At 48.6% G+C, this 12,540-nt stretch carries 14 protein-coding genes; 11 read left to right on the top strand and 3 right to left on the bottom strand.

Annotation, left to right across the window (positions count from 1 at the left end):
* Window positions 1-76 precede the first annotated feature (76 nt).
* Entirely contained in the window at window positions 77-745 is a 669-nt protein-coding gene (gene flgA / locus AB8809_RS09270) for a flagellar basal body P-ring formation chaperone FlgA (protein ID WP_181828891.1), read from the bottom strand.
* A 165-nt stretch (window positions 746-910) separates the two neighbouring features.
* On the opposite strand from flgA, the gene flgB reads away from it, so the two are divergent.
* The 11 genes from flgB to flgL all read left to right on the top strand — a co-directional run bounded on the left by flgB (window position 911) and on the right by flgL (window position 11,129).
* Window positions 911-1,327, top strand: coding sequence for a flagellar basal body rod protein FlgB (flgB, locus tag AB8809_RS09275; protein WP_015840802.1), 417 nt, complete (start codon window positions 911-913; stop codon window positions 1,325-1,327).
* A 28-nt stretch (window positions 1,328-1,355) separates the two neighbouring features.
* Window positions 1,356-1,760, top strand: a complete 405-nt coding sequence (flgC, locus tag AB8809_RS09280; RefSeq protein WP_015840801.1) for a flagellar basal body rod protein FlgC — start codon at window positions 1,356-1,358, stop codon at window positions 1,758-1,760.
* Window positions 1,761-1,775: 15 nt separating this feature from the next.
* Window positions 1,776-2,450, top strand: a complete 675-nt coding sequence (gene flgD, locus AB8809_RS09285) for a flagellar hook assembly protein FlgD (RefSeq protein ID WP_349856124.1) — start codon at window positions 1,776-1,778, stop codon at window positions 2,448-2,450.
* A gap of 75 nt (window positions 2,451-2,525) precedes the next feature.
* Window positions 2,526-3,743 carry a flagellar hook protein FlgE gene (flgE, locus tag AB8809_RS09290; protein ID WP_349856123.1) on the top strand — a complete coding sequence of 406 codons (1,218 nt, stop codon included), beginning with the start codon at window positions 2,526-2,528 and terminating at the stop codon, window positions 3,741-3,743.
* 21 nt (window positions 3,744-3,764) lie between these two features.
* Complete coding sequence (locus AB8809_RS09295) at window positions 3,765-4,520, top strand: flagellar basal body rod protein FlgF (protein ID WP_015840798.1); 756 nt, start codon at window positions 3,765-3,767, stop codon at window positions 4,518-4,520.
* Between the two features lie 27 nt (window positions 4,521-4,547).
* On the top strand, window positions 4,548-5,330 hold the full coding sequence (gene flgG, locus AB8809_RS09300) for a flagellar basal-body rod protein FlgG (RefSeq protein WP_010301659.1): 783 nt from the start codon (window positions 4,548-4,550) through the stop codon (window positions 5,328-5,330).
* A 181-nt stretch (window positions 5,331-5,511) separates the two neighbouring features.
* Complete coding sequence (flgH, locus tag AB8809_RS09305; RefSeq protein ID WP_043881944.1) at window positions 5,512-6,225, top strand: flagellar basal body L-ring protein FlgH; 714 nt, start codon at window positions 5,512-5,514, stop codon at window positions 6,223-6,225.
* 16 nt (window positions 6,226-6,241) lie between these two features.
* On the top strand, window positions 6,242-7,351 hold the full coding sequence (locus AB8809_RS09310) for a flagellar basal body P-ring protein FlgI (protein WP_015840796.1): 1,110 nt from the start codon (window positions 6,242-6,244) through the stop codon (window positions 7,349-7,351).
* Complete coding sequence (gene flgJ, locus AB8809_RS09315) at window positions 7,351-8,313, top strand: flagellar assembly peptidoglycan hydrolase FlgJ (RefSeq protein WP_015840795.1); 963 nt, start codon at window positions 7,351-7,353, stop codon at window positions 8,311-8,313. Before AB8809_RS09310 ends, flgJ begins: the two co-directional genes overlap by 1 nt.
* 124 nt (window positions 8,314-8,437) lie before the next feature.
* Window positions 8,438-10,144 (top strand): flagellar hook-associated protein FlgK, encoded by a 1,707-nt coding sequence (gene flgK / locus AB8809_RS09320; RefSeq protein ID WP_181828890.1) that lies wholly within the window; start codon window positions 8,438-8,440, stop codon window positions 10,142-10,144.
* A gap of 31 nt (window positions 10,145-10,175) precedes the next feature.
* Window positions 10,176-11,129: a flagellar hook-associated protein FlgL gene (gene flgL / locus AB8809_RS09325; RefSeq protein ID WP_015840793.1), complete on the top strand. Its 954-nt coding sequence runs from the start codon at window positions 10,176-10,178 to the stop codon at window positions 11,127-11,129.
* A 341-nt stretch (window positions 11,130-11,470) separates the two neighbouring features.
* On the opposite strand, the gene fliR is transcribed toward flgL, so the two are convergent.
* Both fliR and fliQ read right to left on the bottom strand, forming a co-directional pair.
* Window positions 11,471-12,256, bottom strand: coding sequence for a flagellar biosynthetic protein FliR (fliR, locus tag AB8809_RS09330; RefSeq protein ID WP_015840792.1), 786 nt, complete (start codon window positions 12,254-12,256; stop codon window positions 11,471-11,473).
* Window positions 12,257-12,258: 2 nt separating this feature from the next.
* On the bottom strand, window positions 12,259-12,528 hold the full coding sequence (gene fliQ / locus AB8809_RS09335; RefSeq protein ID WP_015840791.1) for a flagellar biosynthesis protein FliQ: 270 nt from the start codon (window positions 12,526-12,528) through the stop codon (window positions 12,259-12,261).
* Between the last annotated feature and the right edge of the window lie 12 nt (window positions 12,529-12,540).

The following is a 12,540-nucleotide window of genomic DNA, read 5'->3' on the forward strand; positions in this document are numbered from 1 at the left end:
TGGTGTTCAATTTTAAAACGTCGTCAGTAATGACTCTGTAACTATCATCGGCAAACATGAGCAAATCTTTAATTAATTACTGTGAGATCAGAATAATCCCATCTTCGTTCGTGATTCCGCTGATTATTTGTCCATTTGCCGTTCTAACTCTGACTGCTTGCCCAGCTGCCGCGTTGTTCATGGCTTTTCCTTCGCCATTAATCGTGAAACCTTCTCCCTGGGCAATAATCTGCACCGACTGACCGGCCTTGACGACCCATGCGCGCCTGATCATGGAAGCGGTAATAACCTGGCCCGGAGTGAGATCGCGTAAAAGGACTGCACCCTGTGCGCCTTGTAACGTCAGTATAGGGCGCAGCGGTAATAAATCGAGCCTGCCTTTGGTCAAACTAATGTCTTTTTCTGTCAGCGTTGTTCCACGGTTTATCGGCCGTGAACTGGTGACATAGTTCCCTGTTACCTGCACTTCAGTTTGAATGAAGCGGCGCTGTTGTCCACAACGTATGGACAGGCTCACATTACCCCACATTTTCGTATTCCCGGGCAGCGTGATTTGGGGCGCTTCGCACTGTGGCCACTGTGATTCCGGCGATTTTATCACAACGTTAACGGTATTTGGGCTTCCCTGAAAGCGTGAGGCAAAGAATTGATTGATCTGCGCGGGAAGGTCATTGGCATTGACAGGAGCGCATAGGGTAAAAAAACAGGATGTCGCCAGACAAAGGTAATAATATATTGTTTTCATTCCAGTTCAGCGCTCCTGATTCCGATTATGTCGGGCAATAAGTGTAACGATGTCAGCGCAAGGTTAAGGCAATAAATAGCGCTGCATTTGGTGCCTATTCGTTCGATGACATAGCCATAATGAGAATTATCCTACCCACTCCAAATTCTAACTTGCGGAGGGAGCATGCTTGATAAATTAGACGCCTCGTTGCGGTTCCAGCAGGAAGCGTTGAACTTGCGTGCCCAGCGGCAGGAAATTCTGGCCGCGAATATTGCTAATGCGGATACGCCAGGCTATCAGGCCAGGGATATCGACTTTGCCAGCCAGCTCAGTAAAACGATGGAGCAAGGGCGGGTGAACGGTACAGGTATCGCGCTGAAAACCACATCTGTACGGCATATACCGGCACAGAATTTTCAGCCGCCGGAACTTGATTTGCTCTATCGCGTACCCGATCAGCCTGCATTGGACGGTAATACGGTCGATATGGACCGGGAACGCACTAATTTTGCCGATAATAGCCTGAAATATCAAACCAGCCTGACCGTCCTGGGCGGGCAGATTAAAGGCATGATGTCGGTCTTGCAGTCAGGTTCGTGATCGTAGCGCGATGAGAAGGTAAAGATTCATGTCGTTATTAAATATATTCGAAATTTCAGGCTCAGCGCTCTCTGCGCAATCTCAGCGTCTGAATGTGAGCGCCAGTAACCTGGCTAACGCAGACAGCGTGACGGGCCCTGATGGCGAACCTTATCGCGCCAAGCAGGTTGTATTCGAAGTGAATGCGGCCCCGGGGCAGTCAACTGGCGGCGTGCGCGTTGCTAATGTTATCGAAGACCCGTCACCCGCACGTCTGGTTTACGAACCGGGCAATCCGCTGGCTGATGGACAGGGATACGTTCGTATGCCGAATGTTGATCCAGTGGCTGAGATGGTAAACACCATTTCTGCATCACGCAGCTATCAGGCAAACGTCGAAGTTTTGAATACGACAAAATCGATGATGCTGAAGACGTTAACGATCGGGCAATAATCGGGAGACGCAATAATGTCTGTAACTATTAATGATACTTCCTCGGCAACGAGTACATCGAGTGTCTCGTCGACAACGGCGGTAGAGAAAAATAGTAGTGCCGACCTACAGAACCAGTTTCTGACGCTTTTGGTTGCGCAGTTGAAGAATCAGGATCCAACGAATCCGATGAGCAACGATCAGCTTGTTAGCCAGCTTGCTCAGCTCAATACAGTGAGTGGTATTGAAAAACTGAATACCACCTTGGGTTCTATTTCCGGCCAGATCAATAACAACCAATCCATGCAGGCAACGACGCTGATTGGTCATAGTGTCATGATCCCTGGAAAAGACATTCTTGTGGGTAAAGAAACCAGTACACCCTTTGGTGTGGAACTGGAGAAAGCCGCAGAAGTCGTTACTGTCACCGTTAATGATGCGACTGGTAAAGCCGTTCGCACGATCGAACTGGGGACGCTTTCTGCCGGTGTTCACTCGTTTAACTGGGATAGTAAGCTTTCTGATGGCACGGTTGCGCCTGATGGTGCTTATACCTTCACTGTCGCTGCCAGCACGGGCGGCGCGCAGCAAGTTGTTCAGCCATTGAGCTATGCGGTTGTAAATAGTGTCGTTCGCGGCGATAGCGGTGCATTGCTGGATTTAGGACTGCGTGGCAGAGCCACCATGGACGATGTCCGGCAGATTCTGTAACGCTATAAATTTCACAGTATTCCGGTGAAACGCATTACCGGGAATATGACTTAATCAATTCATCTGGAGAACGACATGGGTTTTTCTCAGGCGGTCAGTGGCTTAAACGCGGCATCTAATAACCTGGATGTTATCGGTAATAACATCGCTAACTCAGCAACAGTAGGTTTTAAATCCGGTACTGTCACATTTGCTGATATGTTTGCAGGCTCTAAAGTGGGTATGGGTGTGAAGGTTGCATCGGTATTGCAGGATTTCGGTAATGGTACCGTCACCTCCTCTTCACGAGACCTGGATATTGCGATTAGCGGCGGTGGTTTTTACCGTCTGCAGGATACCAACGGTTCCGTCTATTACAGCCGTAATGGTCAATTCATGCTGAACGGCCGTAATATTGTCAACGCACAAGGTATGCAACTGACGGGTTACCCGGTAGCGGGGACGCCTCCAGTTGTTCAAACGGGTGCCGATCCCGTTCCGTTGACGATTCCTGATGGCGACATGTTAGCGAACCGTACGACAACTGCGTCCATTAAAGCCAACCTGAAATCTTCAGACTCAGTTCCAGCAAACTCCTGGGCGACAACACCTGGTGGAGAAGGTACCTATAACAGCAAGACTGCACTAACAACCTATGATGGTCAGGGTAACGTGCATAACTACACGCTGTATTTTGTCAAAACGGCGAATAATACGTGGCAGACGTATGCGAAAGATGACGCAGTCACCCCTGCTACTTATCAAAATGCTGGAACGCTGAATTTTGAAGCAAATGGTGCTTTAAGTTCCACTGGTGCCACTGCTCATACGCCTTTTACTATCAATATGACTGGGACGAATGGCGCGGCAGGTGGTACGTTCGCTCTCGATTTGACGGGAAGCGTGCAGCAAAATACCGAATATAGCTACAAGAGCCCAACTCAGAATGGTTTCGGTCCGGGATCGCTGACTGGCTATGCTATCAATGACGACGGTACTATCGTGGGTAGCTATAGTAATGGTCAGAAACAGGCTCTGGGTCAGATTCTTCTGGCTGGTTTTGCTAACCCAGAAGGTTTATCACCTGAAGGCGACAACGCGTGGTCTGAAACGGCAAGCTCTGGTCAGGCTGTTGTCGGTCTCGCTGGTAGCGGAAACCTGGGTAAGCTAGTGGGTAAATCCACCGAAATGTCGAACGTTGATTTGAGTAAAGAGCTGGTCAACATGATTGTTGCGCAGCGTAACTACCAGTCGAATGCGCAAACCATCAAAACGCAGGATTCCATTCTGCAAACGCTGGTTAGCCTGCGTTAATTATCCTAACGGGGACATTGCATGGATCACGCGATTTATACAGCAATGGGTGGCGCGAGCCAGTCATTGGAAAAGCAGGCGATTACTGCGAACAACTTGGCTAACGCCTCAACGCCGGGTTTCCGGGCACAGCTTTCTGCACTGCGTGCTGTGCCGGTAAATGGGTTGACACTGCCCACCCGAACGCTGGTTGTTGCTTCAACGCCTGGTGCTGATATGACCGAAGGCGTGATGAATTATACTGGCCGTGCAATGGATGTCGCCTTACCGAAAGAGAGTTGGCTGGCAGTACAAACAGCTAACGGCGGTGAGGCGTACACCCGTAATGGTAATATGGAGATCAACGCTGATGGGCAGTTAACTATCCAGGGGCGTGTAGTGATGGGCGACGGTGGGCCGATTGACGTGCCGCCGCAGGCCCAGATCAGTATTTCTGCTGACGGTACGATTTCTGCTCTTAACCCTGGGGATCCACCGAATACGATTGCTCAGTTGGGGCGTTTGAAGCTCGTTAAGGCTACAGGACAAGAAGTTGAGCGGTCTGATGACGGTTTATTCCGCTTGACGCAACAGGCTCAGCAACAACGTGGTAATGTTCTGCAAAACGATCCCACCGTGCGCATTATGCCGGGCGTGATTGAAGGCAGTAATGTGAACACGGTCGATACTATGGTCGATATGATTGCCAATGCTCGCCGATTTGAAATGCAGATGAAAGTCATTAGCAGCGTCGACGATAATGCACAACGCGCTAATCAGATATTAGCAATGGGTTAAGCGCCGAGTGCGCACAGGAGTGAATAAATGATCCGTTCTTTGTGGATTGCAAAAACCGGCTTGAATGCTCAGCAAACCAATATGGACGTTATTTCCAATAACTTGGCAAACGTCAGCACCAATGGTTTCAAGCGTCAGCGTGCGGTATTTGAAGACTTGATGTATCAAACAGTTCGTCAGCCTGGCGCTCAGTCTTCAGAACAAACGATGCTACCGTCCGGCTTGCAGTTAGGTACCGGTGTTCGTCCGGTATCAACGGAGCGTATTCATACTCAGGGGACGTTTTCCGAAACCGGTAATTCTAAAGACGTTGCCATTAAAGGGCAGGGTTTCTTTCAGGTTCAGCTGCCTGATGGGACAACGGCTTATACGCGTGACGGTGCTTTCCAACTTGACGGTAACGGTCAGTTAGTGACGTCCAGCGGTTATCAGGTTCAGCCCGCTATTACTGTTCCGGCGAATGCGACAGAACTGAACATTGGCCGTGACGGTATTGTCAGCGTTAAAGTACAAGGGCAGGCGGCAACAAACCAGATCGGCCAGCTGACATTGACGACCTTCATTAATGATAGCGGCCTTGAGAGCATGGGTGAGAACCTGTATCTGGAAACCGCAAGCTCCGGTGCGCCAAATGAAACAAACCCAGGTTTGAATGGCGCAGGCTTGCTGTATCAGAAATATGTCGAAACCTCCAACGTCAATGTGGCGGAAGAGTTGGTATCGATGATTCAGACGCAGCGTGCTTATGAAATCAACAGTAAGGCAATTTCTTCTTCTGACCAAATGTTGCAGAAATTGACTCAACTGTAATAGGTAACTCGCTACTTTCAGGAACGAGGGCGGGTGCTCTGGTGGTCTGATGTTAGCAATATAGACAGTGTTTAACGGGGTAATGATGGCCATAAGCACCAGATAAGTGGGGCCGATATGGTTTTGATTTACCCCGTGAATATGTGAAATAGATTAATTTAAGGCGATATCCGCAGTGATAATAAATGCAAAGTCGGTTATCAAACCACTCCGCCGACCCCGTCTGTTGGCATTGATCGCGATGTTAGCACTTAACGGTTGCGCCTATATTCCGCATGATAAAGTTGTCACTGGGCCTACAACTGCCCAGCCTGCATCACCAGTGTTAGCGGGCCCTAATGGTTCTATTTTCCAGACTGTGCAGCCTATGAATTATGGCTACCAGCCGATGTTTGAGGATCGTCGCCCACGTAATATTGGCGACACATTGACGATCGTGTTGCAGGAGAATGTCAGCGCCAGTAAAAGTTCATCTGCTAATGCCGCTCGTAATGGATCGTCGACGTTTGGTGTGACGACGACACCACGCTATCTCGAAGGACCTCTGGGTAACAACCGTGCTGCATTAGATGCCACAGGCACAAATGATTTCACCGGGAAAGGTGGCGCTAACGCCAACAATACGTTCAGCGGCACGATTACCGTTACTGTGGGGCAAGTGCTGGCCAATGGCAACCTACAGGTCGTTGGCGAAAAACAAATTGCCATTAATCAGGGAACAGAGTTTATACGTTTCTCTGGGGTAGTTAATCCGAGAACCATTAGTGGTAATAACTCGGTGCCATCAACCCAGGTTGCGGATGCGCGTATTGAATATGTCGGCAATGGCTATATTAACGAAGCGCAAAACATGGGCTGGTTACAGCGGTTCTTCCTCAATGTTTCTCCGTTCTAAGCTTAAGAGGCCTGCCATGCGGATTGCATCATTTTTCACTGTACTGCTGACGTTACTGACGCTGAATATTGCCCCTGCGTCGGCAGAGAGAATTCGCGATCTGGTGAACATCCAGGGCGTACGTGGTAATGCGTTGATTGGTTATGGTTTAGTCGTTGGTCTGGATGGTTCTGGTGACCAGACGATGCAGACGCCGTTTACCACGCAAAGCTTAACTAACATGCTTTCCCAATTAGGTATTACCGTGCCAGCCGGAACCAACATGCAACTGAAAAACGTTGCTGCGGTGATGGTCACGGCGGAGCTTCCGCCTTTCGGTAGAGCTGGCCAGAATATTGATGTTGTTGTTTCTTCACTCGGTAACGCGAAGAGCCTGCGCGGTGGGACACTGTTAATGACCCCATTGAAAGGGGTCGATAATCAGGTCTATGCCCTTGCTCAAGGTAATGTGCTGGTTGGCGGTGCTGGGGCATCCGCTGGCGGAAGTAGTGTTCAGGTTAACCAGCTTGCCGGCGGCCGGATCAGTAATGGTGCGGTTATCGAGCGAGAGTTACCCAGCACATTTGGTGCATCGAATACCATTATGCTGCAACTGAAAAATGACGACTTCTCCATGGCGCAGAAAGTGAGCGATGCCATTAACCGCTCTGGATATGGTGGCACGGCTACTCCGCTGGATTCTCGTACCATTCAGGTGCTTGCTCCACATGGCAACAGTTCTCAGGTGCGCTTTTTGGCCGATGTCCAGAATATTGAAGTTAACGTCGGTATTCAGGATGCCAAGGTGGTGATCAATTCTCGCACAGGTTCTGTCGTGATGAACCGTGATGTCACGCTGGATAGCTGCGCTATCGCTCAGGGCAACCTTTCTGTGACGATTAATCAGCAGGCTAACGTCAGTCAGCCCAATACCCCATTTGGCGGCGGGCAGACAGTTGTGACTCCGCAAACAGAGATTTCGGTTCAGCAGGCGGGTGGGGCTCTGCAGCGAGTCAATTCCAGCGCCAACCTCAACAATGTCGTGCGTGCACTGAATTCTTTGGGGGCGACGCCGATGGAGCTGATGTCTATTCTGCAGGCGATGCAAAGCGCTGGCTGCTTGCGTGCCAAACTGGAAATTATCTAATGAGTGATATACAGACGCTGAATAATGCGGCCTATGATGCGCAGTCCCTGAATACGCTGAAACGTGAAGTTTCAGGTAATCCCCAAAGTAAAGAGGGTATCAGGGCGGTTGCGCAACAGATGGAAGGTGTGTTTGTGCAATTGATGATGAAAAGCATGCGTTCTGCGATTCCGCAGGACGGGCTCTTCAACAGCGATCAGACGCGTCTGTATACCTCAATGTATGACCAGCAAATTGCCCAGGAGATCTCAACGAAGGGCAAGGGATTGGGGCTCGCGGATGTCATGGTTGAGCAATTGACTCGTCAATCTCCCGATGCGGCAGCAGCTAAAGCACCGGTCCCTTCTGTTCCATTAACATTCGATGGTGATGTGCTAAAAACCATGCCAACGGCGGCCGTCGAGCAGATGGTGCGTAAAGCGCTGCCTAAACTGCCCACTACCGGTTCAGCCTTGCCGCTATCCAATAGTAACTTTGTGTCGCAGATTTCTTTGCCCGCTCAGATTGCTAGCCAGCATAGCGGTATACCCCACCATCTTATTATTGCTCAGGCGGCGCTTGAGTCTGGTTGGGGCCAGCGTGAAATTCCTACCGAAGATGGGCGTCCTAGTCACAACCTGTTCGGTATCAAAGCGGGCAGTAGCTGGAATGGGCCGACAACTGAGATCACCACGACAGAGTATGAGCAGGGCGTAGCCAAGAAGGTCAAGGCGAGTTTCCGGGTGTACGATTCCTATATTGAAGCGATTGGCGATTATGTGAAATTGCTCACCAACAACCCACGTTATTCAGCGGTGATGAGCGCTGGAACGGCTGAGCAGGCAGCTCATGCGTTACAAAAAGCGGGTTATGCAACGGATCCACAATATGCTCAGAAGCTGGTGAGCATGATCCAGCAAATGAAGAACTCAGGTGAGAAAGTGGCGAAGGCATATACGCACGATTTGAGCGGCCTATTTTAATTTTTTATTCAAGATTTGCGCTTCCTGACCGATAAAGTAATTAACTTATGTAGCGTATTTGCTGCTTTCAGCATTTGGTTAATCGCGCAGGGCGAAAGAGCCTGTGTAAAAGGAACAACACCCTATGTCCAATTTAATTAACACCGCGATGAGTGGCTTAAAAGGTGCACAGGTTGCGCTCAGTACGGTGAGTAACAACATTAGTAATCAGGCTGTTACTGGCTATAGCCGGCAAAATGCGATACTTGAGCAGGCGACTAGCAGCAGCACATCGGCTGGATATATTGGTAACGGTGTCAATGTTGTTAGTATCAACCGCCAATACAACGAATTTATCACCAATCAGCTGCGTGCTGCGCAAACAACAAGCAGCTCTGTCACGGCGTACTACGAGCAGATCTCCAAGATTGATAACTTGCTGGCCAGCAGCACAACAAGCCTTTCATCAACGATTCAGGGTTTCTTTTCTAACCTGCAAAACCTGACCAGTAACGCCGGCGATTCATCGACTCGCCAAACCGTGCTGGGTAAGGCAGAAGGGCTGGTAAACCAGTTTAAAGTTACAGATAAATATTTGCGTGATATGGACAGCGGTCTGAATACGCAGATTCAAAGCACCGTTGGTCAGGTTAATACATATACTGAACAAATTGCGTCTTTAAACAATGAAATCACGAAGCTAATGGGAGCAAATAGCGGCACGATGCCTAACGATTTGCTCGATCAGCGTGATCTTCTGGTCGATCAGCTCAATAAGCTGGTGGGTGTTGATGTTACTGTCCAGGATGGCATTGTTTACAACGTTGCATTGAAGAATGGTACTAACCTGGTTCAGGCTGGAACGAGCAACCAACTGGTCGCCATTGGTTCTAGCGGCGATCCGACTCGCCTGACCGTTGGGTATAGAGACCAGACAAATGATGTTGTCTCGCTGAATGAGAGTACTTTAACAGGTGGTTCATTAGGTGGGTTGCTCTCTTTCCGTACAGAAACGCTGGATGAGGCACGTAATCAGCTTGGGCAGCTCGCGTTGGCATTTGCCGATGCATTTAATGCTCAACATCAGCAAGGTTATGACCGTGATGGTGTTAAAGGCGGCGACTTTTTCTCTTTTGGTAAAGCGGTCGTTCTGAATGATAGCAAGAATGCTGGCAATGCCGTGTTAACGCCGTCTTACACCAATTCCAAAGATGTGCAGGCAACCAATTATTCGATCAAATACGATGGCGCTAACTGGCAAGTGACCCGTTTGTCTGACAATTCAAAATTCACTGCGGCAGTGACGACAGCGGGGACTCCTCCTGAGAGCAGCCTGAATTTTGATGGCATCAAAATGACGATTACGGGTACGCCGACGACAAACGATACTTTCCTGCTCAAGCCGGTTAACGACGTGATTATCGATATGTCGGTGGCTATTTCCGATCCTAGTAAAATTGCTGCGGCGTCCGTGAAGCTTGATGATGCTGGCAATCCTGTAGTAGATGGAAGCGGTAATCCTGTGTTTGGTGGTGTTAGCGATAACACGAATGCTAAAGCGTTACTTGCACTGCAAAATGAAAAAATTGTGGGCGGTAAAGCGAGTATTTCCGGCGCATACGCGGGCTTGGTCGGAGAGATTGGTAACCAAACCAGCACCCTGAAAATAAACAATACATCGCAGCAAAACGTTGTTAAGCAATTAACGGCAGAACAGCAGTCCGTATCTGGTGTAAACCTCGATGAAGAATACGGCGATCTGATGCGTTACCAGCAATACTATATGGCAAATGCTCAGGTAATAAAGACTGCACAATCTATATTTGATGCGCTGTTGGCGGCTCGTAGCTAGTTTGACCATTTGAGAAAGAGGAATTGATACCATGCGCTTAAGTACCAGCATGATGTACCAGCAAAATATGCAAGGCATTATTAATGGTCAGGCAACGTGGCAAAAAACGGGTGAGCAGTTATCAACCGGTAAACGCGTCGTAAATCCATCAGACGATCCGATTGCGGCGGCGAGCGCCATTATGCTTGGCCAGGCTCAATCAGAAAACAGTCAGTATACGTTGGCGCGTACGTTTGCTAAGCAAAGTATGTCTTTGGAAGAATCTATTCTTAATAAGAGCTCGACCACAATTACCAGCGCATTGACTGAAGTCATCAAAGGCGGCGGTGTTTTGAATGACGACGACCGTAAATCGGTCGCGACTTCTCTGCGCGGTATGAAGGCTGAATTGTTGAATATGGCTAACAGTACCGATGGTAATGGTAACTATATTTTTTCTGGTTATGAAACCGATAATCCTCCTTTTGTTGACGGTGCGACGGGAATTCAGTACGTCGGCGGAAATCAGGCCATTTCACAGCGTGTTGATTCCGCTCGAAATATGACAGTCGGCCATACTGGCTCTGCGGTTTTCAATGGTGTAACTGGTGATGCCAAAAAAGAACCGGATGGGAGTATCCAGTCGGATTTATTTGAAACGCTAGACATTGCAATTAAAGCGCTTGAAACCCCACTTGCGGATGCTGATGATGTAACAAAAGCCAATGTTGCTGCAGCGTTAGAAACGGCAAACCGTGGTTTAAACAATTCACTTAATAACATCTCATCCGTTCGGGCCGAATTGGGTATCCAGCTCAATGAGATTGATAATCTCGATGCGGTTGGTAAAGATCGTGATGTAGCGAATAAAACGACATTGTCGCAGTTGCAGGACACCGACTGGTATGAAGCGATCTCGTCTTATATCATGCAGCAGTCTTCTCTGCAGGCTTCTTATACGGCTTTCCAGAACATGCAGGGTATGTCGTTATTCCAGATGAAATAGTAGTAATAGAAAACATTTATCTATTCTACTGTACGGTTTGAATACGCTTAAACCGGGCGTATTTTTTGGGCGTGTCATTCTCTTTATTATATTGGATGACATGCCATTTTTTATCCTACCGTCATTGCTCTACATTTTCCCTTTTCCCTGTTAATTCTAATTCTCTTTATATTATCCTCATCTTGTTAGCGCATTGATATTTGACATGGCATGTGTGACTACATGCTATTCCCCACGATCGCGACGGGGCTAATTATATAAAAATTGAAGTAGGGCATGGGCGACAGAAAAGCGGATCCCTGACTAGTCAGTCACATCGACTTATGTTTGCTTATAGGAAATTAGGGGCTGGATAGCTGGGTAAGGATATCAGCGAGTAAATCGAAAACTTCGCTGAATAAGTGCTCTGCAAATGGTGGGATTAACGGAATTAACAAACCTAGCGTCATGATACCCACGGTAAGGGTTATCGGGAAACCCACGACAAATATCGAGAGCTGTGGGGCAACGCGGTTAAGCATGCCTAAGGCCAGGTTAATAGTTAGCAGCAGGGTGATGATTGGCAGCGCCAGCATCAATCCGTTAATAAAAATCAGTCCACCGGCACGAGCAAGCGCGAGAAAGGCATGGCTGTTAATAGGATTGGTGCTGATGGGCAGAGTATAGAAGCTATCTGCTAATAACGAAATCATCCAGAGATGACCATCAAATGTCAGGAACAGTAAGATGGCAAGAATATTCAGAAAACGCGCTATTACCTGCATATTCGGGCCGCCAGTGGGATCAAAAAAGGTCGCAAAGGCGAGTCCCATCTGTAAACCAATAAGTTCGCCGGCATGGCGAATCGCGGCAAATGCTAACTGCATTGACAGGCCGAGAGTAACGCCGATGAGAACTTGTTGTATTAACAGCCATATACCCGCGACGGAAAAGATAGGCGTGGTGTTTAATGGCAAATAGGGCGCAACCAGTAGGGTGATCAGCACACCCAGACCAATTTTCACCCGGTTCCCAATCGCTCTTTCGTTAAAGACAGGAGCAGTGCTAATCAACGCAAGAATTCTGACAAAAGGCCAGAAAAACTGGCTGACCCAATTCACCATGTCCCAACTATTAAACGTCAGCATGCTTACCCAATAATATTAGGTAACTGGCCGAATAGCGTACGCATGTAGTCCAGCATGAGGTTTAACATCCAGGGGCCAGCGATCACTAAAGTGAAGAATACGGTGAGGATTTTAGGGATAAACGACAGTGTCATTTCGTTTACCTGAGTCGCCGCCTGCAAGAGGCTGATCGTCAGCCCGCTGAGCAGTGCCGCTATCAATGGAGGGGCTGCAAGCGCCAATGCTATCTTCATTGCTTCATAGCCAAGCGCCATCACCGATTCTGGTGTCATAGTCGCATTCCT

This window comes from Pectobacterium aroidearum (assembly GCF_041228105.1).
In the GTDB taxonomy this organism is placed as follows: Bacteria; Pseudomonadota; Gammaproteobacteria; order Enterobacterales; family Enterobacteriaceae; genus Pectobacterium; species Pectobacterium aroidearum.

What these genes read in the sequence shown, in the direction of transcription:
- flgG (WP_010301659.1), top strand. Translation starts at nt 4,548, where the DNA reads ATGATCCGTTCTTTGTGGATTGCAAAAACCGGCTTGAATGCTCAGCAA.
- flgA (WP_181828891.1), bottom strand. Translation starts at nt 745, where the DNA reads ATGAAAACAATATATTATTACCTTTGTCTGGCGACATCCTGTTTTTTT.
- flgK (WP_181828890.1), top strand. Translation starts at nt 8,438, where the DNA reads ATGTCCAATTTAATTAACACCGCGATGAGTGGCTTAAAAGGTGCACAG.
- fliR (WP_015840792.1), bottom strand. Translation starts at nt 12,256, where the DNA reads ATGCTGACGTTTAATAGTTGGGACATGGTGAATTGGGTCAGCCAGTTT.
- AB8809_RS09310 (WP_015840796.1), top strand. Translation starts at nt 6,242, where the DNA reads ATGCGGATTGCATCATTTTTCACTGTACTGCTGACGTTACTGACGCTG.
- flgL (WP_015840793.1), top strand. Translation starts at nt 10,176, where the DNA reads ATGCGCTTAAGTACCAGCATGATGTACCAGCAAAATATGCAAGGCATT.
- AB8809_RS09295 (WP_015840798.1), top strand. Translation starts at nt 3,765, where the DNA reads ATGGATCACGCGATTTATACAGCAATGGGTGGCGCGAGCCAGTCATTG.
- fliQ (WP_015840791.1), bottom strand. Translation starts at nt 12,528, where the DNA reads ATGACACCAGAATCGGTGATGGCGCTTGGCTATGAAGCAATGAAGATA.
- flgD (WP_349856124.1), top strand. Translation starts at nt 1,776, where the DNA reads ATGTCTGTAACTATTAATGATACTTCCTCGGCAACGAGTACATCGAGT.
- flgJ (WP_015840795.1), top strand. Translation starts at nt 7,351, where the DNA reads ATGAGTGATATACAGACGCTGAATAATGCGGCCTATGATGCGCAGTCC.
- flgE (WP_349856123.1), top strand. Translation starts at nt 2,526, where the DNA reads ATGGGTTTTTCTCAGGCGGTCAGTGGCTTAAACGCGGCATCTAATAAC.
- flgC (WP_015840801.1), top strand. Translation starts at nt 1,356, where the DNA reads ATGTCGTTATTAAATATATTCGAAATTTCAGGCTCAGCGCTCTCTGCG.
- flgB (WP_015840802.1), top strand. Translation starts at nt 911, where the DNA reads ATGCTTGATAAATTAGACGCCTCGTTGCGGTTCCAGCAGGAAGCGTTG.